This is a genomic window from Oleiphilus sp. HI0066 (genome assembly GCF_001635725.1).
On record NZ_LWFH01000446.1, the window covers coordinates 127,851 to 150,802 of the forward strand.

Consider the following 22,952-nt stretch of genomic DNA (forward strand, 5'->3'; position numbering starts at 1 on the left):
ACCTGTTAAGATCCAGCTAAATGTTATTTACGGATGCTGCAACTCACTCTATGTTTCAGTATGAGTATAGCCGTACACATATACTTTGATAGTATTTAGGTTTCTTACTGTTAGTAATTACGAAAAAATTAATACTCACTCCGCTATGACTTAACTAGTTATACCTCACCAGTACTGCATGCCGTAATATTTCGTAAATCATATTCTTGTTGTAATAGTTAGTGCGTGTATACAAAATAGCCGAATTTAAGTAAGACTTACTCCTGATACTATTACTAATCTGAACATATCAGGGGGAGTCTCGCGACATTCGCGCATTTGAATTTAAAACAATAAAACATATAGTAATCGAACCTAGTACATGGTCACGACTACCAAAGCTATGCGCGAAATTGGGCATGACGTATACTGTTATTAGAATCGGATAAAGGCTAGTCGAGTCTTTTCTCCAATAATATAGACAGGGTTAACGAATAAAATCAAAGTCAATGAGATGAACGTCATTATCCAATTTAAGATTGCCATTAGTATTGAGTGCCAAAAACTATGGCGCCAAGTAAGCAAGTGAATGCGATTCAAGATCCCAAGATGCTCGGACATGATAATCTGTTCTATCTGGGCGATCTAACTGCAACGATTCGAGTTTTGTAGCCCGAATACTAATCACACCAAAATGTGCAAATCCCGACGCTTCAGATTCAAACGTATAAGCGGCCTTCGGGTCATCCACTGAAGACCCTGGAGTGTGCTTTAGCGCATAAATACGACGCGACCTTTCAGAAAGCCCATCCCATTGTAATTGCGCAACATCGTCGGCCGAATTCAGAACAGCCTCGCCCTGCACTCGCATTTGCCACTTCCGTTTCGAACAGAAAAAGTGCAAAGCACAAGACGACTCTCGGGCCAGTTCCGTCCATTTCTGAGAGCGCACATCCGTATGAACGATAAACAAAGGTGTATCTACTGCATTATCACTGTCACGCAATAAATCTCTGAGCACTACGGTGCGCGCCATCATTGGCTGACTAACGAAAGTGGGCGTCCAAAAGCTTCCGCGCTTAAGCAGATCCTTTTTTACTTCGCGCTGCCAATCTATAAACAACTGACGTAAATTCGCTTGCTGTAATGCTTCAGTCGTCACGATCACTTCCTTTCGTTAGTCCTCGAATAAATTAGTTTCTTCGCAAGGCAGCTTGCCCGTTATCGTGTCGAGCAAGCTGAACGAAGTCATCGACTAAAACGGCATCGGGTAGTCTTTTATTACCGACGCAATTTCCTTAAGCGTGTCGTCACTCAAGGTCATATTAAAAGCATCGATATCTTCTTCAAGTTGCTCATGAGTCGTAGCTCCGATAATGGTAGAGGTAACACCATCAACCTGATCACACCAAGCCAACGCAAGCTGGGAAGGTGTCATGTTGTGTTGGTTAGCGATCTCTATGTAACGCTTCACTGATTGCTGAACCTGCTCACTGTCTCTGAACAATCCATTTCTCTGCGACATACTCCAACGGCTGCCCTCTGGACGCTTACCATCAATATACTTACCGCTTAACACACCGCCACCTAAGGGCGACCACGGAAGATACGCGACATCCTGATGCACGCAGTTTTCGATTAAGTAAGGCCAATCTTTCGTGTGCAATAAGCTGAACTCATTCTGTATTGATGTCATCTTCGGAAGGGAATGTTTTTCAGCTAAGCACAGGTATTCATTAATGCCCCATGGCGTGTCGTCCGACAATCCACAAAAACGGATTTTTCCTGCCTGAACGCAGTCGTTAAGCGCTTGCAGAATTTGGAGCATTTCATTTGAGTGGTGCTCCGTATCCACATCTGTAAAAGTAATTTTGCCCGGCCAGTGCTTTGCAAAATGTGGCGAAGTACGGTTGGGCCAATGCAATTGATATAGGTCGATGTAATCTGTTTGAAGGCGTTTTAGCGAGGCATCAACCGACGCAATAATTGCTTCGCCAGTAATATCTGCACCGTTGCGAATCCAAGGTAAGCCGTTTCCTGCGATCTTCGTTGCAATCACTAGGTCTTTACGTTTCTGACTATTCGCTGATATCCAGTTACCGATAATTTTTTCAGTCTTGCCATAGGTTTCAGGCGACGGCGGAACAGCATACATTTCAGCCGTATCTATAAAATTAATACCGCGCGATATGGCATATTCAATTTGCTTACTGGCGTCTAACTGAGAATTTTGGACGCCCCAAGTCATTGAACCCAAACATACTCTTGAAACGTTTAGGTTGGAACTTCCCAGCTTCGAATATTTCATTTTATTTTGTCCCGCAATAGATCATGTTAAACAGAATGGTAAGTTATACCTTACTTTTCGGGATGTGGATGAAAATTATTTCGCTGATTGGGGAAAATTGACTTAAACCAACATGAGCGATAAGCATTGGTCGCAGCACTCTCTAACTTGGTTGTGCTTGCGAAGGCGAGAGTCTTTCTTGAATAACTTAATGTGTGGAGTTAGACAGAAGCGGAAGTCATAGCGTTAAGTCTGCAATCCCACATTATTTACGGTTCATTGAGTATGCGGACATACGAGAAGTTTGTACATAGTCCTTCGAGCAAGCTGCCAATTGTTGTGCTCGTTAAAAACTCTTGGGGTGAAAAATTGACTACACGTCGATTTTGATTACACCTTTCAGGTAGTCAACCACGTTGCCAGTAAGTACAACTCTATTGCCATCCACCTCACACTCAACGATACCTGTTCTTTTGGAAAGTTGCTTTGCGGTAAGGTGACTTTTACCCAATCTATTGCCCCAATAAGGCGCTAATTCACAATGTGCTGACCCAGTAACTGGATCTTCGTTTACCCCCAATTTTGGAAAAAAGCAGCGACTAACGAAGTCGAACTCATCACCAGGAGCAGTGACAATAACCCCACGTAAGTCAAGTTCAGAGAGTTTTAAAAAGTCGGGGCTAACAGCCAAGACCTCGGCTTCATTATCTAAAACGGCAATATAATCAGAAGCTGACCATGCTGCTTTCGGCTCAATCCCTAGCGCCTCTGAAAGGATGTCATGGTTTGTTGTTTCCGTTAGAACTGCAGCAGGAAAGTTCATGCCATAACCAGAGTCAGTTCTTTCGACAACCAGAATGCCGCATCTTGTCTGAAATCGAATGGCCTTGCCAGAATAGCCAAGATGCTTAAATAAAACGTGCGATGCAGCCAAAGTAGCGTGCCCACAAAGATCGACTTCATGTTCAGGCGTGAACCAACGTAAACGAAAGAAATTTTGTGTTTCTACAAAGAACGCCGTTTCAGAAAGATTGTTTTCTTGGGCAATTTTTTGAAGCAGGTCATCCGGTAACCATGACTGTAAAGGGCATACCGCGGCAGGATTACCTTCAAAAAGCTCAGTCGCAAAAGCATCGACTTGAAAGAGGTTTAATTCCATTTTTTCTTTCAACTAAAGTAAACAAAATAGCGTAATTACAACGCCCGTGATCCTTAAGCGCATCAGCGAACAATTATGATGCCAAAGCCTTAAGAACTGTTTCAGGCTCTTTAGCAACGACATTTAGTAGGACCAGTGCCGGGCCTTGAGGTTTTCGATCTCCTCGCTCCCAATGACGTAATGTACTCACACTAATGCCGAAAGCCGATGCAAATTCATTTTGCGACATGCCGACTTTCGCGCGAATCTCTTTGACATCAAGAGGGCTAAACTCATGCACAACCGCTTTTTTGAGTTTGCCCTCAGAGTAATCAATGGCCTCTTGGAGCCCCTGTTTAATGCTTGCGAACGTATTAGACATCTGATTCACCATAACTATTAACAAGTAAAGTAGTAAGCTTGGCCAAATCATTTCGTTCAGTTTTGCTTAGATTGGCCTTTTCACCCTTTTCAAATACAGTAAGCAAGAAGAGCGGAATCGAGCCGTTGTGATAATAGTAGATGACACGCACGCCTCCGCTTTTGCCTTTTCCTTTTGCAGACCACCGTAATTTCCTGATACCGCCAGTACCTTGCATAATATTCCCCGCTTGAGGGTGCGCAGCTAGGTAATTAATAATGCTCGTCTTCTCTTCACCTTTTAACAGATCTGAAGCGCGTTTCTGAAACTCTGGTAATTCAACAATAGTTTGCATGGGTCAAAGCATAATCCAATGGATTATATTGAGTCAACATCTTCGGCTATTGCCTGAGCAGCAACATAGATCAGCTATTCCCACAAGTACTTGAGATTTGTTGAGGCAGCAATGTCTGACAACTTATTGTAAGCAGACGCCAGATACAGAGTAACTCAACAGCCGCTTTTGTCTAATTACATGCATTAATTGAGAGATTCCAAATCAGTCTGCGCTGTTTGGAATGACGAGGGAGAGGTACCCAAGTCTGCCTAGTGCTTACCATCAAAAAACAAACACGAACTAATGCACATCCTTTTGCAAATCTGCATTCCAACGACACCTTTCAATTAAATCTCGATACGCCTTAGCATGTTCCGCAACACGGCGTTCATGCTCTTCCATGCGGCCAGCTACTAAATTAGGTGCACTGTGAAGAATAAAGGGCGGCATATAATGCATTCCACAAAGGTTCGCTGTCTGCTCTAATGGCCGAAGCAGCTCAGCCATTTCAAACTTGTTATAGCCTTCATGATGGTAAGCGTCTTCAGGCCCGCCGGTTGTGATAGCACACAAGAATCGTTTGCCATGAAGTGCATTACCCGAAGAGCCATAAGCAAAACCATGCTCAAAGACTTCATCCATATATCGCTTCAAATTGTGCGGTACGCTATACCAATAAAAAGGAAACTGAAAAATAATCAAATCAGCAGCTTTTAAGTATTTCTGCTCTTCGGCAACATCTACAGAACCATCCTGATACCTGCTAGCTAAATTACTCAGCGAGACAAACTCCAAGTCTTTTATTTGCTCTAACATTCTGAGATTGCTGTACTCACCCGAATATCCAGTATGGCCATACACAATATGAAAGTGTGGTTGATAACTCATGCCTGTGCTCCGAAGATTTAACCGAGCTAACTGTAGACCATCGACTACAAAGGCAATCGACACATCTAGATCCCGTGCCTGTTCTTTCACCTAAACAACATTAACGGGACTTGATAGAGAAATTCCCAATGCCCTATGCTCCTTCTATTTCACTTTGCACAATTCACCTTATTACGCTTCTGTTGTTGCATTGGGATTAATGCGTAGCTATAAAATCACGACTATAGAGAAAACATCGCATGACACTACCGAGGGTATTACCATGAATTTCCATTTCTCAATTTCTTGGGTTTCATTGGCCATACTACTTTCTGCAGCTCTGGTAGGGAGCGTTCATGCAGATGAATCTGGCAATGTTACTGAACATAAAAAGATTGAAGTTGATCTCAACGTAAATAAAGAAGATCCAGATACCAGCCTTAAGCGCATGGAAATTATTGAAAAGGCCTTATCGAGCGATCTAATACAAAAGAAACGATCGCTCGTTAAGACGATCGAAAATGACTACAACCAGAAGATCATCGAATTATTGAACGCAACTGTTTCACCTCTTTCGAAACATAGGGTGATCACTCATATCGAAGTTAACTTTTTCTCGCCTGAATTTGAGAATGAAGTACGTGCTAGCAATAAGGTCGCGGTATCAATAATTTTGAAGAAAGCCACATTTGGTAATTGGCAGAATCAGAATGGCTCGAAAGAAACCGCTATCGAAGTGCTAAAACAAATCATTAATCAGACATTCAGCATCCAAGAAGATCGTATCACTATCGTCGTTGTTGGTTAGCACCCTACTCGATCAGAAAAAACTTAGTAAAAGCCCCGAAAGAGGCCTATATCAAAATATATTGATATAGGCTTGCTATATCAAAGTTTATTGATATAGTTGTATCCATGAATCAAATTAGCCAAACCCCAAACGATCTTTACCTTGCTTCGAATGCGATTGATCAGCTCTCGCAAAAGCTGAAAGCATGTGGCGATCCATTGCGCGTTCAAATTCTTCAGTGTTTGAAAGCAGATGCGTTTGGTGTTCTGGAACTAACGCAAATATTCGATACCAAACAATCTGGTATGAGCCACCACCTAAAGGTGCTTAGCAAAGCTGGACTCGTCGAAGCACAGCGTGAAGGCAACTCTATTTTTTATCGTCGCCCTATTTTCGCTGAACACGGCGCGGAAGCAGCCGCCTGTACGCAGCTATTCAGCATGTTTGATGCGCTCGCGTTGCAGCCTGATATCGAAGAAAAAATGCAAGAGATTCGGTCAAAGCGTGCTGAGCAATCTTCGGCCTTTTTTGATCGCAATGCTGATCGTTTTGCAGAACAGCAAGAGCTGATCTGTGACCACCAGCAATATGCCCCAACTAGCTTTAAATTGATGAAAGCTGGGCTCACAACTCACGACGCTCGAGTATTAGAAGTAGGTCCCGGAGAAGGTCAATTCCTCGCCTTGCTTGGTGATTATTACGATGAGGTTGATGCTGTCGATACCTCACCGCAAATGCTTGAATATGCGCGTGCGTTTTGTGCTGACAAAAAACTAAGCAATGTCTCGTTGATTGAGGGTGATACCAAGCAACTCTTAAAACAAAACCAACGTTACCAAGGCATCGTTATGAACATGGTTTTGCACCATGTTCCGACTCCTGCTCGTCTTATCGCCGAATGCGCAGAATTGCTTGATGATAAAGGCGTATTAGTGCTTTGCGATTTAACCAAGCACGACCAAACATGGGCAAAAGAAAATTGCGGCGATTTGTGGCTTGGCTTTGACCAAGCAGAACTTAAGAAATGGACCCAATCCGTAGGGTTCATTGAAGATGAATCTGTATTTATCGGCCTACGTAACGGCTTTCAAATACAAATTTATCGCTACATTAAACACTAACTTTCACTGGGCCTTAACCAAGGAAAATAAAATGAGTGAATACAGTATCTTTACCTCTGAGTCCGTGTCAGAAGGACATCCAGATAAAGTGGCTGACCAAATTTCAGATGCAGTGCTAGATGCCATCATCGCACGCGACCCGCATGCACGTGTTGCTGTCGAAACTCTTGTTAAAACAGGGATGGCGGTTGTTGCAGGTGAGCTAACTACTTCTTGCTATGTTGATCTAGAAGATATCGTTCGTGATGTCATTACAGGTATTGGTTATAACAGTTCAGACGTTGGCTTCGATGGTGAAACCTGTGCAGTATTGAACGGTATTGGTAAGCAATCTGTTGATATCAACATGGGTGTTGATCGCGCTAAACCAGAAGATCAAGGTGCGGGCGACCAAGGTTTGATGTTTGGTTATGCGACGAACGAAACACCTTCATTGATGCCTGCTCCAGTTTACTACTCTCACCTATTGGTTCAGCGTCAATCAGAGATGCGTCGTAACGGAACGCTTCCTTGGTTGCGTCCTGATGCGAAATCTCAGGTCACGATTAACTACGAAGGCGACAGCCCAAAAATCGATGCCGTTGTTCTTTCAACGCAACACGATCCTAGTATTTCTTTGGAAGATTTACGTTCAGCTGTATTGGAAAACATTATCAAGCCAGTACTACCAGCTGAATGGTTGCACGAGGGCACCCTTTATCACATCAACCCAACCGGCAACTTTGTAATTGGTGGCCCAGTTGGTGACTGTGGTTTGACAGGTCGTAAGATCATTGTTGATACCTACGGTGGTATGGCGCGCCATGGTGGCGGTGCATTCTCGGGTAAAGATCCATCAAAAGTTGACCGTTCTGCTGCTTACTATGGCCGTTATGTAGCGAAGAATATTGTTGCTGCAGGTTTGGCAGATCGTTGTGAAATCCAAGTTTCTTACGCGATTGGTGTTGCAGATCCAACATCCATTTCTGTGAACACATTTGGTACAGGTAAGATTTCCGATATCGAGCTTGCGAAAGTTATCCGCGAAGTATTCGATTTACGCCCTTACGCTATTCAGACTCAACTAGACTTGCTGAACCCTATGTATCAAATCACTGCTGCATACGGTCACTTTGGTCGTGAACCAGAAGAAGTGACTTACGAGTATGAAGAAGGTGGTGAGAAAAAATCGAAGACATTCACAGCCTTTACTTGGGAAAAAACAGATCGCATTGACGCACTTAAAGCTGCTGCAGGCGTTTAAAACACTATTTGTTTATAGACATTACAATCGCGCGTAATCGCGAAGGACAGAAATAATGAGCACGAATTTACAAGCTGTTGAAAATGGTTTCACAGACTACAAAGTAGCAGACATTGGTCTTGCTGATTGGGGCCGTAAAGAGATTGAAATCGCTGAAGGTGAAATGCCAGCATTGATGGCACTTCGTCGTAAGTACAAAGCTGAGCAGCCTCTTGCAGGCGCAAAGATCATGGGTTGTATTCATATGACAATCCAAACAGCTGTGTTAATTGAAACACTGGTTGATCTGGGCGCTGAAGTACGTTGGTCTTCTTGTAATATCTTCTCAACACAAGATCATGCTGCAGCTGCAATCGCTGCTGCGGGCATTCCAGTATTCGCATGGAAAGGCGAAACAGAAGAAGAGTTCTTGTGGTGTATTGAGCAAACACTTCTTTCAGAAATAGATGGCAACCAAGCTTGGGACGCAAACATGATCCTTGACGATGGTGGTGATCTAACTGAAATGGCTCACTCAAAATACCCTGACCTATTGAATGACATTCACGGTATTTCTGAAGAAACCACTACAGGCGTTCACCGTCTTCTAGAAATGCTGGAAGAAGGTACACTTAAAGTACCTGCTATCAACGTAAATGATGCTGTAACAAAGTCTAAGAACGACAACAAGTATGGTTGCCGTCACTCGTTGAATGATGCGATAAAGCGCGGTACTGACCACCTTCTTTCTGGTAAGAAAGCACTTGTTATTGGGTACGGCGACGTAGGTAAAGGCTCAGCACAATCACTAAGCCAAGAAGGCATGATTGTAAAAGTGACTGAAGTTGATCCTATCTGTGCAATGCAAGCATGCATGGATGGTTTCGAAGTTGTTTCTCCGTTCATCGATGGTGTGAACACTGGAACACTAGACGGCATCAATAAAGAATTACTTGCAAAGACTGACCTCATCGTTACGACCACAGGTAACACGAACGTATGTGATGCAAACATGCTTCAAGCACTTAAGTCTGGTGCGGTTGTATGTAACATCGGTCACTTCGACAATGAAATCGATACAGCTTACATGCGTGAGAACTGGGAATGGGATGAAGTAAAACCACAAGTTCATAAGGTATACCGCAATAAAGCTGAGAATGATCATTTGATCTTGTTAGCAGAAGGCCGTCTGGTTAACCTAGGCAACGCAACGGGTCACCCTAGCCGTATCATGGATGGTTCTTTCGCGAACCAAGTCTTGGCACAAATCTATCTTTGGGAAGCTAAGTTTGCAGACCTTCCAGAAGCTGAGAAAGCACAAAACGTTTACGTTAAAGTACTTCCTAAGAAGCTTGATGAAGAAGTTGCAAAAGACATGGTTGAAGGTTTCGGCGGTGTATTGACGCAATTGACCCAAGAGCAAGCGGATTACATCAACGTTCCTGTTGACGGCCCATACAAGCCGGAGTCTTACAAGTATTAAGTCTGACGTTTTACGTTAGATTAAAATAGAAAATTGGGGTCTGGGTATTTTTACTCTGCCCCCATTTAACTCCATTTGAGAAACATTATGGAAACCCAAAAACAATTTAAGCGCCGATTTAGCTTTGAATTCTTTCCGCCAAAAACGGAAGAAGGTAAAGCAAAGCTGCAGGTCGTTCGTGACGAACTAGCGCGCCGTAAACCTGATTTCTTTTCAGTGACATACGGTGCAGGCGGTTCAACACAAGAGCGTACCATCGATGCGGTGCTTAACTTCCAAGATCAAGGCATTTCAACTGCGCCTCACCTCTCTTGTGTAGGTTCGAGCACACAAGAAATTGCGAGCTTGCTTGATTTATACAAAGAGCGTGGCGTTAATCGAATTGTTGCCCTTCGTGGCGATCTGCCATCAGGTATGGGCGGTTCTGCAGGCGAATTGAAATACGCAAACGAACTTGTTGAATTTATTCGTGAACACAGTGGAAATCACTTTAACATCGAAGTTGCTGCTTACCCTGAGTTCCATCCTCAAGCTCCAAGTGCAGAAGAAGACTTAATCAACTTTAAGCGTAAGGTTGATGCCGGTGCGAATAGTGCGATTACACAATACTTTTATAACGTCGATTCGTACTTCTACTTTATCGATCGTGTTGAAGCGATGGGCGTCAATATTCCAGTCGTCCCTGGCATTATGCCTATCACGAACTACACGAACTTGGTTCGTTTTAGTGATATGTGTGGCGCAGAGATTCCTCGTTGGATCCGCAAGCAACTTGAAGCGTATGGTGATGATAAAGCCAGTATCCTTAAATTTGGCGAAGAGGTTGTCACACGTATGTGCGAACAACTCATCGATGCAGGTGCACCAGGCATTCATTTCTACAGCATGAACCAAGCTGAACCTTCTCTGAAGATCTGGGATAACCTAGGCTTGAGCGATAAGGAAAAAATCAAGTTTTAAGGTTTAATCAGCGATAAAACTTTCTATTCAAAAAGAGCGCACCAGCGCTCTTTTTTTATGCGCAGCTAAACAAAGTAAAGTGGCGTCGCGTAGAGGCCATTGGGGCGAAACGCCGATCTTAATATTTCTCGGGGAGCGCAATGCGTCATCCTCATTAGATAACTCATCACAGGCAACAGCTTTATATTACGTGTAAATTTTGCATCAACTTGCAGGCTATCAAAACTCTCTAAAGTTTCCGGTAATTGCGGAGGAGGTAATTTCTCCCAGCCTGCTTGGTTCAATGCGTAAAGCTGGAACAGTAACTGTTCCCATAAACCAGCCTCGCGTTCAACGTCCTTATAGTCGACACACAATTCGCCACGCATTGCTTCTAAAAGGTTTCCATAGATCACCTTGGTAGAAATCTTTTGCATCGCTTTGTGAAACTGCGATCTTTTTAAATAGAGAGCACGAGCGTTGACTAAGACTAGGGTGCTATGTGGAGCATATCGATAAAAAGACTTGCTGTAGCACAGTGGGTTAAATGCTGTACAAAACAACGATTTTGAATGCGGCGCTTTTGTTCGGTCGTTTTGAAGTTTACCAATCACAGGGTTAGCAATACCCTCCTCTTGATTCGATGAAATATAGTTTTTGAGTTTTAAGAACATCGATGCTGCTTGTCTTTTGCCTCCGTTCGCTTGCAAGTGATAAGCCATCGATAAGCACCAAAATGCCTTAGTTGCATAATCTCTTGCATCATCGTGATTAGACCAATCATGAGCAGGTATTAAGATCAAACGTTCAATTGGTTTTCCCTCAACTGTTTTAGAATAAAACTCGCGTAAAATTCCAGCGAGGTATGCAGCGCCTTGCCTATCAAAGGTCAACGAACTGGGGAGCTGATAGTAACTTGCTTCACCCGGAGCATAAGGGCAAACAGTTTCTTTGTTTGCAATCCAATGTCTCAGTGCATGTTCTTTTCTCTCAGCATTCGAGGTTTCTTTGTTATCACTTTTTATGTGTTGAGAGTTTAATTCCATGTCTACTCGACCTTTGTGTGACCTAGCACATTATCAATTTTTTGTTATCACTAAATTCCTATCAGGAATTTAGTATGAGAATGATTCATTGATGAATACAGCGAATTTTTGACACAACACTTGTGAATAAAATTCTGCAATATACAAAGGGACGAGGAATGAACAATTACGAAGCATTCGATGCGGTCGTCACGCACGGCAGCTTTACTAAAGCCGCTAAACAACTGCATCGATCTCCTTCAGCCATCAGCAAACTCATTGCCCAGTTAGAAGAACAACTCGGTATCCAGTTATTTGACCGCACAACTCGATGTTTAAACCTCACTGAAGCGGGAAAGCTTTACTCGGAAAGATGCAAAGAGATTGTGCAAAAGATGGATGAGGCTGAAACCGAACTGCGCGAATTTTCTGGTGAGGCTGTCGGCAAGATCCGTATTACATTCCCGAATGCCTTGTCCTCTTCCCCTATTATTCCTGTTCTAAGTGAATTCACTGCTCGCTATCCCAAAGTGAGCTTTGACTCAAATGCCTCTATTGAAAAAAAGAACCTGACTGAGGACGACTACGACTTTGCTTTTCGTCTAGGGACGCTCGAAGACTCAGGCATGATTGGCATCAAGCTTTTTGATATAGAACCAGCCTTCGCCGCCAGTCAAGCTTTAGTCGAGCAATACGGAAAGCCCAAACATATCTCTGACTTGACCAATTACCCTCTGCTCATTCCGAACAACATTCCAATCAAAAAGCTTCTAACACACGAGGACAGCCCTATTCCTCATCCAACAAATTTAGTACATACCGGTGTTGATATAGCGACATTTTTGAACCTTGCCTCATCTGGCTTCGCAGCCAGTTTTTGCTTTCAACATATGCTAAAGCCGTTCATCGAAAAAGGCTCTCTCATAGATATCACGCCTCCTGATGTCGCAAGCAAAATCCCTGTGTATCTGATCTACAAAAACTATCAATACATGCCGGTGAAACACAGATGCTTTATCGATCTATTCAAATCAGCGTTTATCGATTCACCATCATATTAAACACGTAATTTGGTGTCATGAATTTCGCTAGAAAGTAGGCAGTGGTGTGCAGCATGAATTACACTACGCATCTTTCTAATGTCTGGTCGCCAGATTGAAGCGCACGAAAAGGCCCGCTATGCGAATCCCCAATATTTATGTCTCTACCAATCTAGATGATAACGCGTCGATCACACTTGATGATCAAGCTGCTCAGCACATCATAAAAGTATTGCGTATGAAGAAAGGCTTTGCGCTGCAACTATTCAATGGAGACGGCTATTACTACCCTGCGACGATCGCAACAATTGATCGACGTAATGTCACGGTACAAACCAAAGATAGAATCTTCTGCGAGTCAGAATCAAACCTTCATACACATTTAGCTATTGTCATGTCTCGTGGCGATCGAATGGATTACGCTATTCAGAAAGCATGTGAGTTGGGCGTCAATCAAATCACGCCATTAACAAGCGAACGCTGCGAGGTCCGCCTTGATAACCAACAAGAAGACAAGCGCATTAAGCGTTGGCAACAAATAGCTATTAGTGCGTGCGAGCAATGTGGTCGTGCAACGGTGCCGTCGATCGCACAAGTAGAGATCTTAGATCACTTCGTAAACGCGAATGCAACAAACAAAGTGATAAAGCTAGTATTGCATCATCGTGACACTCAAGACTTGGCAACAGTAAGTCCATCACCTGAGCGCGTCATCATATTGATTGGCCCCGAGGGTGGACTTACGAGCGATGAAATAAACCACGCGACACAGAATAACTTTATTGCCTGCACGCTTGGTCCTCGCGTATTGCGAACAGAGACCGCGCCGGTAACTATTTTGTCTGTGTTGCAATGGTTGTGGGGTGATTTCAATTAAGCGTATAGCTGCGTTTAAAAATTACTACTGATATTAAAGTGATGGATTCACGATTACACTCTTAACAAGATCTGCCATAAAATCCAGACATTCACAGACTTCGTAGACTCACGTATCCATGCATTTCTACCGTATACTCATTCAATACTTAATGCCTTTCTTATCTAATAGGACTAATCAATGCCTAAATCATTTCTTGGCAAATGGACTCGCCCCGTTCTCATATTTCTCGTAGCAGTAGGTGTTATAGCGCTCCTCTTAGCGACTAAGCCCGAAGCACCAACACGTCCAAGTCTTGAGAAGGTATGGCAAGTGAGTGTGGCAAGTGTTGAGAAGATGACTGCGCAGCCGGAGTTTGAACTTTACGCACGCTCGGAGTCACCGCACCACGCTAACCTTAGTACAACACTCTCATCAGATGTCATTGCCTTACCCGCCTTAATCGGCGAAAAGGTAAAACAAGGCGACGTAATTGTTCAGCTTGACGATACCGACGCACGTATTGCGAGTACTCAAGCCCTTGCAGATGTTCAAGAATTGAAGGCGCGTATCAAATCAGAACATAACAGACACAAAGCCGATCAACGCGCGCTTCAAAGCGAACAAAGAATGTATGAGATCGCGAAGGATGCATTGGTTCGACAGCAGAAGCTAAACGCATCGCAATTAGTCGCAATTGAGCGCAAACAACTCGCCGAATCGAACGTCGCGCAATCTGAATTAGCAGTCACCAATCGCGAACAGAGCATTCAAGACCACGAGCCACGTTTAGCGCAACTTCAAGCTCAACTTAAAAGAGCAGAAGCTAGACTTGAGTTGGCACAACGCGACTTAGGCAAAACAAAGATCACAGCTCCCTTTGACGGTAGCATCACCTCGGTAAATGTATCACCAGGCGAGCGTGTACAAGCAGGTGCAACCATTGCCACTATATTTGATACAGCAAAGGTCGAATACAAAGCTCAAATCCCGAACAGCGTTTTAGCTTCAGTTAGCACGGCAATAGCAATTGGAGAAAAAGTGCATGCCGTTGTCAAAAACAAAAACTTCGTATTGGATCGTTTGTCAGACTCAGCCAATCTAAGCCATGGCGGCCATGATGCGTGGTTCTCAGCCGAGGATTCATCCCAGATCCCGCTTAATCAGAGCGTTAAGCTAGTCATGAAGTTACCAGAGCAACAAGACGTCATAGCCCTCCCTATCTCATCAATTTATAGCACTAACCTCGTATTTAAAGTGGTCAATGACCGACTTGAATCACTGAACGTGGACATCATTGGTAACTTGTATAGCGATACACAAAGAGACCGAATTTTAGTACGCAGCAACCAACTGGAGGATGGCGACAGAATCATTACCACCCAGCTACCCAAAGCCATCAATGGCTTGAAAGTTTCTATTCAAGGCGCGGAGGTGGTTAAGTAATGGCGCTCGACACAGGGAAACACAAGCACGATTTAATCGGACGGTTCGCGCAGCACCGTGTTGCCGCTAACTTGTTGATGCTGATACTGCTGATCGCAGGAGCGGTATCTCTGCTCAAACTCAACACACAATTTCTCCCCTCATTTCAGCCCGATTATATTACAGTGCGTGTCATTTGGCCGGGAGCCAGTGCTGAAGACGTTGCTAAGTCCATTGTTACGCCCTTAGAACAGGAATTACGCGATCTTGATTACGTGAAAGAGATGAAGTCGACCTCGTATCAAGCAAGCGCTGTGATCAGCCTTGAATACGATGAAGGCACAGACATGGGACTTGCCCTCGATCAGGTAAAGGAACAGGTATCCTTGGTCCGGAATCTCCCGTCTGATGCGGAAGAACCCGAAATATCTAAAGTGGTGATCAATGAAGATGTCGCTACCCTAATACTATCGGCAGACGCCTCTCGCGATGAGCTTCGCCCGCTCGCTTACGACTTCGAACGTGAGCTAATTGCACGTGGTATCTCAAAGGTTGAACTTATTGGACTTCCCGCGCAAGAAATTGCAATCACGGTATCCACTCAGGACATTAACAGAATCGGAGAATCTATTCCTTCTCTCGGCAGGTCAATCACGAGCGCTAGCCAAGATATTCCTGCTGGCACCTCGGCAAAGGATGAAGTCGCACGAGAGCTGCGCAGCATTGAACAACGTCGCGACCAAGAAAGCTTTAAGGATCTTGTCGTGCTCACAGCTAAAAACGGTGAACGATTGCGGCTTGGCGAATTTGCGGAAGTAGAACGCCGCAACAAAGAAAAACAGGTCGAGGTATTTTACAAGCACCGCCCCGCCGTATTGATGAGAATATTGCGAACGCCCTCCTCTGACACACTTCAAGCCGCAGAGACCTTTAATACTTGGCTTAAAGAAACCAGTGAAAGCTTGCCTCCAACGGTGTACTTAGATTCATACAACGAAGCATATGTATTAATCGAAGACCGTATCAACCTACTTGTGAAGAACGGCATCGGTGGATTGATTCTCGTCGTCGCAATTTTATTTATCTTTTTAAATGGTCGCGTCGCGTTTTGGGTCACGATTGGTATACCTGTTTCATTCGCAGGAACGCTTGCTGTTATGTACGCAATGGGTGGTACCATCAATATGGTCAGCATGTTTGCGCTTATTATGGCCCTTGGGATTATTGTCGACGACGCCATTGTTGTTGGTGAAGACGCCCTAACTCACTTTCAAAAAGGTGAAGGTGCCTTGCAAGCTGCCGAAGGCGGTGCCAGACGTATGTTTGTCCCTGTTATGTCGTCGTCGCTAACCACTATTTCTGCATTTCTGCCTTTGATTATCATTAGCGGCATTATTGGTAATATTTTATTCGCCATTCCCTTGGTCATTATCTGCGTAATCATCGCATCACTCATTGAGTGCTTCTTAATTATGCCGGGGCACCTGAATCACAGCTTGAAAAAAATGGGGCACAACGCCAAAGAAAGTCGTTTTCGAGTGGCGGTTGATTCTAAGTTTAATGCCTTCCGAGACGGAACGTTTAGACAGCTCGCGACGAAAGCAATACAAAACCGGGGCACGACCTTAATGCTCGCAGTCTCTGTTTTTCTTATATCTATTACGCTCATCATATCGGGGCGTATCCAGTTTGAATTCTTCCCTCAACCTGAAAACCACGTGCTACTAGGCAATGCAAAATTTGCCGCAGGCACGCCGCCTGAGGAAGTACGCTCATTTGCTCGCAACCTAGAGGACGCATTGTGGCGTGCGAACGATCAACTGAAAGAGAAATACAACCGCGAAGATGACCTGATTGTCCATGCTGTATTGCGTGTTAACCAAGCGACCTTTGATGGAGGGCAAAGTTACCAGCAAGGAGAGCAATATGCCTCGCTACATGTTGAAACGGTCACGCCAGACTCGCGAGAAGTGCGCAACCCTGAACTAATTTCCGCGTGGAAAGATGCATTACAAATGCCTGATGGCGTTGAGCAACTTAGCATTACTAGTCCTCGCGGTGGTCCTCCTGGCAAAGACATCGATATATTCTTAACAGGCCAAAGCAGCGATATATTAAAAGCAGCGAGCGAAGAGCTTCAGGATGCATTAAAGGGCTATGTTGGCGTGAATGATATTCAAGATGACATCCCTTACGGCAAATCGCAATTTATATACGAACTTACCACGCAAGGTGAATCTCTTGGTTTGAGTGTTTCTGACGTAGGCAATCAACTTCGAGCGGGATTTGATGGCCAACTTCTTCAGGTGTTCTACGATCAAAATGAAGAAGTAGAAGTACGTATTTTATTACCAGATCAAGAACGCAATACCTCACGCACTTTAAACGGCTTCCCCATCGTCACAGCAATTGGCGACATTGTTCGATTAGACAACGTTGTAAGTTTAAGCTCTCGCAAGGGACTAGAGCTTGTACGACACACTGACGGACGATTTGGCCTGCGTGTAACTGCGGGTGTTGACGCGTCACTGAACAACGCAAATGTCGTGCTAGACGACGTTAGCGAACAATTCCTCCCAGAGCTAGCAGCGCGCTACGGCTTAGATTACGAGCTTAAAGGAAGAGCTGAAGAGCAACGCCAGACAGGCGCTGAAATGATGCTAGGCGCAAGTATAGGCATAACGCTTATTTACATTATTTTGGCGTGGGTTTTCGGTTCGTACTCATGGCCGCTTGCCGTGATTTTGGCCATTCCACTCGGCATTTCAGGTGCAATTTTGGGTCACTGGCTGCTTGGAATTAATCTCACCATGCTTTCGTGGTTTGGTTTCTTTGGCCTTTCAGGGATTGTGATTAATGATGCCATTATCCTCGTCACCTTTTACCGAGAACTACGAGAGCAAGGCCAAGCCATACAAGAAGCAATTATCAATGCCACCTGCTTACGCCTAAGAGCAGTCATGTTGACATCACTAACAACTATTGCGGGCTTGCTACCCTTGTTATTTGAAACATCACTACAAGCACAGTTCTTAATCCCTATGGCGGTCAGTATTTCCTTTGGCCTTGCATACGCAACAGTACTGATTCTATTTGTAATCCCAGCTCTGGTTTCCAAGATAGAGGAAATGCGCGAGAAAAGAGCAGGTAAGAGAAAACAACCGGAATTATCAACGATATAGCCCTTTAAACTCGTCAGAGAGTAGAGATTATATTCGCTCTACTCTCTTTCTGAGTTTCTGAGGTCTTGTATTCTTGACGGCGTAACATCCCTTTCCTATAACCATACTTCGTTTCTTTACGAGGTTCATCATGACCGTTATTGCGCCCACCACTGTCACCTTCTTCCAAAATTCACTAAATGAAAAATCTAAAATACTCGGCGCTATTGACTGGGATGGGAAAGTATTGATTATTTGCGAGCAAAGCCCTTTTCACCCTGTTGATCACATATGGCCTGACCAACCAGCTGATAAAGGCGAAATTGTCATTAACGATCACTGTTATACGCTAGAGGACTGCATTGTCGTCACCCAATCACAAGACGATGAACATTTTGAATTCGGTTCAGAGATTACGGCTAAGCGCTTTGATGAAGGTTGGAATTATCTTGTCGGCCACCTTATATCTACAGACATAACAGCAGATCATTTGATTGGGAAAGCTGCAGAATTAAAGGTAGATGAGAATTATCGAAACGCGCTAAACCTAGGGCATTCTGCTTGCCATCTATCTGCTCTCGCGCTCAATCAAGCGATGGAACTCTATTGGAAACGCGAGGTAACCGAGGACAGCCTCGGGCATCCAGATTTTGATAAGATGGCGATCTCAGATTCAAAGGTCACCGAGTTTAAATCGCGTGACGAATACCGCATTGGAAAATCACTTAAGCGAAAGCAAGGCTTTAAAGCGGCTGAAGCATTAGAACAGCTCGAAAACGTGCAAGCGCTAATAAATCAAACATTAGAAAGCTGGGTCGCGACTGGGGAATCAATCACCATGATTGCCGATGGGAATAAACTGAACGATACCAAGCGCTGGCAATGTCGCCTGAATGACAAACAAGCTGAGATCTTTTGTGGCGGATCGCATGCAGTGTCGCTAAAAGACTATCAAGCCATAACAGTAAAACTACAACTTAGTGACGATCAAGGGACGCTGACGATGTGCACCACAGCAACGCCAGCGTAGTCTAATACCCTAATTAGAAAGTAGATAAAGCGAATTAAACGAGATGCGCCCAAAGGTCGTATTCATCAGCTTCCTCAATTTCGACTTCAACGATCATTCCCACATCTAGGAAGGTAGCGCCATCGATAAAGACTTGTCCGTCGATCTCAGGCGCGTCACCCATCGTACGACCAACTGCGCCTTCGTCGGCAATTTCATCAATGATCACGAACTGCCGTGTTCCAACTTTTCGTTGCAAGCGGCGTGCAGAAATCGCAGCTTGCTTCTCCATAAACCGACGTTTACGGTCCTCTGCGACATTACTCGGAACATGATCTGGCAAATCATTCGCTGGCGCACCTTCAACAGGTGAATAAGTAAAACAACCAACGCGATCTAATTGTGCTTCATCCAAGAATTCGAGTAACTCTTTAAAATCTTCCTCAGTCTCGCCAGGAAAACCGACGATAAATGTACTGCGAATAGTTAAGTCTGGGCAGAGCTCCCGCCATTTTTTAATACGATCCAAAACCTTTTCAGAATGAGCAGGTCGTTTCATTGCTTTGAGTACTTTTTTACTCGCGTGCTGGAACGGAATATCCAAATAAGGAAGGATCTTGCCTTCGGCCATTAACGGAATAATCTTATCAACGTGCGGATATGGATACACATAATGTAATCGCACCCAAACGCCCAACTCACCCAGCGCAACAGCAAGATCTTGCATGCGCGTTTCTAATGGCGAGCCCGCGTTAAAATCAAGCTTGTACTTAACATCAACACCATAAGCACTCGTATCTTGTGAAATAACGAGTAGCTCGCGCGTACCCGCATTAACGAGTTTTTGTGCTTCTTCTAAAACAGAAGAGATTGGTCGGCTTACTAGATCACCTCGCATATGCGGAATGATGCAAAATGCACAACGATGATTACACCCTTCAGATATTTTCAGATAAGAAAAATGCGGTGGCGTTAATTTAACGCCTTGCGAAGGCACCATATCGCTGTAATGTTTTGCATCCTCGATTGGCGGAATATATTCATGAACAGTATTAAGCACAGTCTCATAATCAGCTGGACCACTCACACTCAATACATCAGGGTTTTGTTGCTTGATTAGATCCGCATCGGCACCCTTACCCATGCAGCCCGTAACAATCACTTTACCATTCTCTGACAGCGCTTCGTTAATTGCATCCAGTGATTCCTGCTTTGCCGCGTCGATAAAACCGCAGGTATTCACGACAACAACATCCGCATCTTGATAACTTGGAACGATGTCATAGCCATCTAATTGCAACTGAGTCAGCAATCGTTCTGAGTCCGCGAGGTTTTTCGGGCAACCTAATTGAACCAGACCTACTTTACCAGAGGACGAAACCTTAGCTTTATCATCAGAAGGATTATTAACTTCACTCATACTAACGAAATATCTCAATAAAAGACGGGATTGATGGCGCGGAAGTATAGCGGATCAGCACTTACGTTGCATTCAAGAATCCATCACCAGCACTACCCTAAAAGTAGGGTCGGTAGAGCCAGTTGTTAACGAATGTTACAAAGAAAGGCGAATTTTGTGGGACGCCGCACTATTTATGACCAGCTGGGCTATAAACGGTAGCATTTCTATATCATTTTCTTACATAAACATGGTGGCTAAGCCCTGATATTTATCTAATCTCACAATAACGGTAACGATTTTGCTTAAGAAAACGTGACTTAAGTAGTTTGTAGGTCGTTCACTTGCACAACAAAGCGTCAAATCGCACCAACTAATACTGTGCAAGGTTTACAAACCAAGTGACGAGTAGATGTTGCGAGAGCAACAAGAGAGATTAGCATGAGCAGAAGTTTAATTTATCATACGCAACTGACCAGAAATGGTACGGTTAGCGTTGAATCAGAATCAGGTAGTGTTAACACACAATTAGATGCAGTTTCAAAAAGCGGAATTGTTCTACACTGTGATTATCAAGCACTCGCAAATATTTTCCCTAAAACTCCATCTCTTTCCCCAAAGCAATCAGTAAAACTGGATGTTGATTTTGGCTTGCCAGAAGTCGGCCGAGTAACAACAACGTGTGATGTTGTTTCATTACGACGTCTATCTCGAGACACATTCGAATTACAGATGAACTTTGCGGAGTTAAATGATCGTGCTGTTCGCGCTGTTGAACATTACGTTGAAAGACAATTACGTATTTCTCAGAATGCAAAGGTGACTCAACTGAATACGATCAACCTAGAGACACTTAGCAGCAACGAAGAGAAAGTACGTCACGTAGCTTGAAAGCTTAAGCAGGATCGCTAATCTCCTGCTTTAACTTTTAGATTTTCGTATTAAGAACTGGAACGTCTTCTTTTTCTTGCGCTTGTTTTGTCAATGCAGAAACAAGTTCCGCCTCAGGACGAGAAATACTGCAAGCGCTCATCAATTCTTCAACACTTGCTCCCATCCGTACTAAATGCCCTGCTTCTGAATAACTGACTTTAACGGGATCGTTACGATGTATCTCTTCGACGGATATCTCCAAGCTATCATGCTTATCAACAACACCCTGAATGCGCCTTCCCATACCAAGAGTTGAGTGGCTTAAGGCATTAAATTCTTTAGATAGCGCATCAATTTTTTTGATTAAACGTTTTTCTACCATGGCTTGTTTGCGCAAGGTAATGCCGCACGCAGCTAAAGCAAAGATGGATGAACACGCTAACACTAACATTAGCGGATCAAGGATAATTCCAAACAACATAAGGTTTTCCTGTGGCTATAGCGATGCCATTTCTGCCCATTCTTCTTCAGACAGCATTTTTTCAAATTCAACCAAAATGATCAGCTCGCCATTTTTATTGCAAACACCTTGAATGAACCGTGCACTTTCATCGTTGCCAACGTTCGGCGCTGTTTCAACTTCTGACTGCTTCAAATAAACAACTTCTGCAACCGAATCAACAAGCACACCAACAACCTGACCCTCAAGTTCAAGAACAACAATGCGTGTCTGGTCTGTCACCTCAGCCTCTGGCAACCCAAAACGCGTGCGGGTATCAATGACCGTTACAACGTTACCACGCAAATTGATAATGCCGAGCACGTAATTTGGCGCGCCAGGCACGGGAGCAATCTCTGAGTAACGCAAAACTTCCTGAATTTGCATAACGTTAATGCCGTACGTTTCATCATCTAAACGAAACGTGACATATTGAAGTACCTGATCTTCTAATTGATCAGAGTTATGAGCTGTACTTGAAGACATTGATCGCCTCTTACTAACCGCTTCCGCGGTATTTATTGTTAAGAATTCGCCAAGTTATAAATGGCTCGTCATAGCTTAAATATAGAACATAGCGCACTCTGCGCCACCTTATTCACTCCGAAACATGCAACTTATTTTCATCAAGCAGATCGGCAAAACTATCCACATCTAGCAGAGCACACATTTTGTCTATGACAGTTCCTGCTAACCATGGCCGTTTACTGTTGCAAGTACGCCACTTAACTTGACTCTGTTGCAGCCTGACGGCATGAGAAACAGAGGTACATGCTAATGCCCAGTTAGTATCACCCAGTCGAATCACAAACTCATAATCCTCGATACCTGATGCCTGCATTCGGCTAGGCATAACCCAGCGAGCTGTATCCACAACTTGCAGATTGCCGGCGTTGCTATTAAGCATCCCTAGGTACCAAGAACTTCTACCGACGATCGGCGTAATATCTGAATCGATACGATGAATCGAGCCCAGAGAAACTAAAGGTACTGCGAGCTGAAGACCTTTCACGTCAAACAAAAGCGCTTCGAATTCGGGCAAGTTCTTAAAGGAGTTTTCGCGTACTCGTACTTGAGGCGGCTCTGGCTCTGGCTCTGGCTCTGGCTCTGGCTCTGGCTCTGGCTCTGGCTCTGGCTCTGG

The 22,952-nt window shown here is 44.1% G+C and carries 22 protein-coding genes; 11 read left to right on the forward strand and 11 right to left on the reverse strand.

Annotated elements, in window-relative coordinates; all coding sequences use genetic code 11:
- Nucleotides 1-544: 544 nt before the first annotated feature.
- From A3738_RS06470 to A3738_RS06495, 6 genes are all read right to left on the reverse strand, one after another.
- The gene (locus tag A3738_RS06470; protein ID WP_068480115.1) at nucleotides 545-1,141 is read right to left on the reverse strand and encodes a hypothetical protein; all 597 of its coding nucleotides are present in this window, start codon (nucleotides 1,139-1,141) and stop codon (nucleotides 545-547) included.
- Nucleotides 1,142-1,234: 93 nt separating this feature from the next.
- A complete protein-coding gene (locus tag A3738_RS06475; RefSeq protein ID WP_255376153.1) occupies nucleotides 1,235-2,236 on the reverse strand; it encodes an aldo/keto reductase in 1,002 nt (333 codons plus the stop codon).
- Between the two features lie 403 nt (nucleotides 2,237-2,639).
- Nucleotides 2,640-3,425 (reverse strand): PhzF family phenazine biosynthesis protein, encoded by a 786-nt coding sequence (locus A3738_RS06480; RefSeq protein WP_068481269.1) that lies wholly within the window; start codon nucleotides 3,423-3,425, stop codon nucleotides 2,640-2,642.
- A 73-nt stretch (nucleotides 3,426-3,498) separates the two neighbouring features.
- On the reverse strand, nucleotides 3,499-3,786 hold the full coding sequence (gene nadS, locus A3738_RS06485) for a NadS family protein (protein ID WP_068481265.1): 288 nt from the start codon (nucleotides 3,784-3,786) through the stop codon (nucleotides 3,499-3,501).
- Nucleotides 3,779-4,120 (reverse strand): type II toxin-antitoxin system RelE/ParE family toxin, encoded by a 342-nt coding sequence (locus A3738_RS06490; protein ID WP_068481262.1) that lies wholly within the window; start codon nucleotides 4,118-4,120, stop codon nucleotides 3,779-3,781. The genes nadS and A3738_RS06490 overlap by 8 nt, the downstream gene beginning before the upstream one ends.
- Nucleotides 4,121-4,402: 282 nt before the next feature.
- Nucleotides 4,403-4,990, reverse strand: coding sequence for an NAD(P)H-dependent oxidoreductase (locus tag A3738_RS06495; RefSeq protein WP_068476094.1), 588 nt, complete (start codon nucleotides 4,988-4,990; stop codon nucleotides 4,403-4,405).
- Nucleotides 4,991-5,189: 199 nt separating this feature from the next.
- Here A3738_RS06495 and A3738_RS06500 point away from each other — a divergent pair, with 199 nt between their 5' ends.
- The 5 genes from A3738_RS06500 to metF all read left to right on the forward strand — a co-directional run bounded on the left by A3738_RS06500 (nucleotide 5,190) and on the right by metF (nucleotide 10,545).
- On the forward strand, nucleotides 5,190-5,777 hold the full coding sequence (locus tag A3738_RS06500; protein WP_068500322.1) for a hypothetical protein: 588 nt from the start codon (nucleotides 5,190-5,192) through the stop codon (nucleotides 5,775-5,777).
- Nucleotides 5,778-5,884: 107 nt separating this feature from the next.
- Nucleotides 5,885-6,880: a metalloregulator ArsR/SmtB family transcription factor gene (locus tag A3738_RS06505; protein WP_068480102.1), complete on the forward strand. Its 996-nt coding sequence runs from the start codon at nucleotides 5,885-5,887 to the stop codon at nucleotides 6,878-6,880.
- 31 nt (nucleotides 6,881-6,911) lie between these two features.
- Entirely contained in the window at nucleotides 6,912-8,123 is a 1,212-nt protein-coding gene (metK, locus tag A3738_RS06510; RefSeq protein WP_068480099.1) for a methionine adenosyltransferase, read from the forward strand.
- Between the two features lie 55 nt (nucleotides 8,124-8,178).
- On the forward strand, nucleotides 8,179-9,585 hold the full coding sequence (ahcY, locus tag A3738_RS06515; protein WP_068502599.1) for an adenosylhomocysteinase: 1,407 nt from the start codon (nucleotides 8,179-8,181) through the stop codon (nucleotides 9,583-9,585).
- Nucleotides 9,586-9,672: 87 nt separating this feature from the next.
- The gene (gene metF / locus A3738_RS06520; RefSeq protein WP_068480094.1) at nucleotides 9,673-10,545 is read left to right on the forward strand and encodes a methylenetetrahydrofolate reductase [NAD(P)H]; all 873 of its coding nucleotides are present in this window, start codon (nucleotides 9,673-9,675) and stop codon (nucleotides 10,543-10,545) included.
- A 65-nt stretch (nucleotides 10,546-10,610) separates the two neighbouring features.
- Here the strand turns inward: metF and A3738_RS06525 are convergent, their stop codons facing one another.
- The gene (locus A3738_RS06525; protein ID WP_068503333.1) at nucleotides 10,611-11,570 is read right to left on the reverse strand and encodes a hypothetical protein; all 960 of its coding nucleotides are present in this window, start codon (nucleotides 11,568-11,570) and stop codon (nucleotides 10,611-10,613) included.
- A gap of 158 nt (nucleotides 11,571-11,728) precedes the next feature.
- Here A3738_RS06525 and A3738_RS06530 point away from each other — a divergent pair, with 158 nt between their 5' ends.
- The 5 genes from A3738_RS06530 to A3738_RS06550 all read left to right on the forward strand — a co-directional run bounded on the left by A3738_RS06530 (nucleotide 11,729) and on the right by A3738_RS06550 (nucleotide 19,061).
- Nucleotides 11,729-12,610, forward strand: coding sequence for a LysR family transcriptional regulator (locus A3738_RS06530; RefSeq protein ID WP_068503330.1), 882 nt, complete (start codon nucleotides 11,729-11,731; stop codon nucleotides 12,608-12,610).
- A 118-nt stretch (nucleotides 12,611-12,728) separates the two neighbouring features.
- Entirely contained in the window at nucleotides 12,729-13,466 is a 738-nt protein-coding gene (locus A3738_RS06535; protein ID WP_068480085.1) for a 16S rRNA (uracil(1498)-N(3))-methyltransferase, read from the forward strand.
- A gap of 180 nt (nucleotides 13,467-13,646) precedes the next feature.
- Nucleotides 13,647-14,891 carry an efflux RND transporter periplasmic adaptor subunit gene (locus A3738_RS06540; protein ID WP_068503327.1) on the forward strand — a complete coding sequence of 415 codons (1,245 nt, stop codon included), beginning with the start codon at nucleotides 13,647-13,649 and terminating at the stop codon, nucleotides 14,889-14,891.
- Nucleotides 14,891-18,052 (forward strand): efflux RND transporter permease subunit, encoded by a 3,162-nt coding sequence (locus A3738_RS06545; protein WP_068503324.1) that lies wholly within the window; start codon nucleotides 14,891-14,893, stop codon nucleotides 18,050-18,052. The genes A3738_RS06540 and A3738_RS06545 overlap by 1 nt, the downstream gene beginning before the upstream one ends.
- A gap of 130 nt (nucleotides 18,053-18,182) precedes the next feature.
- Nucleotides 18,183-19,061, forward strand: coding sequence for a hypothetical protein (locus tag A3738_RS06550; protein ID WP_068480078.1), 879 nt, complete (start codon nucleotides 18,183-18,185; stop codon nucleotides 19,059-19,061).
- 34 nt (nucleotides 19,062-19,095) lie between these two features.
- Here A3738_RS06550 and rimO read toward each other — a convergent pair whose 3' ends face one another.
- Complete coding sequence (rimO, locus tag A3738_RS06555; RefSeq protein WP_068480075.1) at nucleotides 19,096-20,460, reverse strand: 30S ribosomal protein S12 methylthiotransferase RimO; 1,365 nt, start codon at nucleotides 20,458-20,460, stop codon at nucleotides 19,096-19,098.
- A gap of 420 nt (nucleotides 20,461-20,880) precedes the next feature.
- Between rimO and A3738_RS06560 the strand changes: the two genes are divergently transcribed.
- Nucleotides 20,881-21,330, forward strand: a complete 450-nt coding sequence (locus A3738_RS06560; protein ID WP_068480071.1) for a hypothetical protein — start codon at nucleotides 20,881-20,883, stop codon at nucleotides 21,328-21,330.
- A gap of 37 nt (nucleotides 21,331-21,367) precedes the next feature.
- Here A3738_RS06560 and A3738_RS06565 read toward each other — a convergent pair whose 3' ends face one another.
- The 3 genes from A3738_RS06565 to A3738_RS06575 form a co-directional block, all read right to left on the reverse strand.
- Nucleotides 21,368-21,793, reverse strand: coding sequence for a DUF2802 domain-containing protein (locus A3738_RS06565; RefSeq protein ID WP_068475079.1), 426 nt, complete (start codon nucleotides 21,791-21,793; stop codon nucleotides 21,368-21,370).
- Between the two features lie 15 nt (nucleotides 21,794-21,808).
- Nucleotides 21,809-22,297: a chemotaxis protein CheW gene (locus A3738_RS06570; protein ID WP_068475076.1), complete on the reverse strand. Its 489-nt coding sequence runs from the start codon at nucleotides 22,295-22,297 to the stop codon at nucleotides 21,809-21,811.
- Between the two features lie 112 nt (nucleotides 22,298-22,409).
- Nucleotides 22,410-22,952, reverse strand: a 543-nt coding sequence (locus tag A3738_RS06575) for a chemotaxis protein CheW (protein ID WP_197473642.1), incomplete at its 5' end; no start/stop codon positions are given.

Coding starts and splice junctions, on each gene's coding strand:
- rimO (WP_068480075.1), bottom strand. CDS start 20,460: ATGAGTGAAGTTAATAATCCTTCTGATGATAAAGCTAAGGTTTCGTCC.
- A3738_RS06530 (WP_068503330.1), top strand. CDS start 11,729: ATGAACAATTACGAAGCATTCGATGCGGTCGTCACGCACGGCAGCTTT.
- ahcY (WP_068502599.1), top strand. CDS start 8,179: ATGAGCACGAATTTACAAGCTGTTGAAAATGGTTTCACAGACTACAAA.
- metK (WP_068480099.1), top strand. CDS start 6,912: ATGAGTGAATACAGTATCTTTACCTCTGAGTCCGTGTCAGAAGGACAT.
- A3738_RS06495 (WP_068476094.1), bottom strand. CDS start 4,990: ATGAGTTATCAACCACACTTTCATATTGTGTATGGCCATACTGGATAT.
- A3738_RS06550 (WP_068480078.1), top strand. CDS start 18,183: ATGACCGTTATTGCGCCCACCACTGTCACCTTCTTCCAAAATTCACTA.
- A3738_RS06480 (WP_068481269.1), bottom strand. CDS start 3,425: ATGGAATTAAACCTCTTTCAAGTCGATGCTTTTGCGACTGAGCTTTTT.
- A3738_RS06490 (WP_068481262.1), bottom strand. CDS start 4,120: ATGCAAACTATTGTTGAATTACCAGAGTTTCAGAAACGCGCTTCAGAT.
- A3738_RS06570 (WP_068475076.1), bottom strand. CDS start 22,297: ATGTCTTCAAGTACAGCTCATAACTCTGATCAATTAGAAGATCAGGTA.
- A3738_RS06500 (WP_068500322.1), top strand. CDS start 5,190: ATGCGTAGCTATAAAATCACGACTATAGAGAAAACATCGCATGACACT.
- A3738_RS06505 (WP_068480102.1), top strand. CDS start 5,885: ATGAATCAAATTAGCCAAACCCCAAACGATCTTTACCTTGCTTCGAAT.
- A3738_RS06535 (WP_068480085.1), top strand. CDS start 12,729: ATGCGAATCCCCAATATTTATGTCTCTACCAATCTAGATGATAACGCG.
- A3738_RS06545 (WP_068503324.1), top strand. CDS start 14,891: ATGGCGCTCGACACAGGGAAACACAAGCACGATTTAATCGGACGGTTC.
- A3738_RS06565 (WP_068475079.1), bottom strand. CDS start 21,793: ATGTTGTTTGGAATTATCCTTGATCCGCTAATGTTAGTGTTAGCGTGT.
- metF (WP_068480094.1), top strand. CDS start 9,673: ATGGAAACCCAAAAACAATTTAAGCGCCGATTTAGCTTTGAATTCTTT.
- A3738_RS06540 (WP_068503327.1), top strand. CDS start 13,647: ATGCCTAAATCATTTCTTGGCAAATGGACTCGCCCCGTTCTCATATTT.
- A3738_RS06525 (WP_068503333.1), bottom strand. CDS start 11,570: ATGGAATTAAACTCTCAACACATAAAAAGTGATAACAAAGAAACCTCG.
- A3738_RS06560 (WP_068480071.1), top strand. CDS start 20,881: ATGAGCAGAAGTTTAATTTATCATACGCAACTGACCAGAAATGGTACG.
- nadS (WP_068481265.1), bottom strand. CDS start 3,786: ATGTCTAATACGTTCGCAAGCATTAAACAGGGGCTCCAAGAGGCCATT.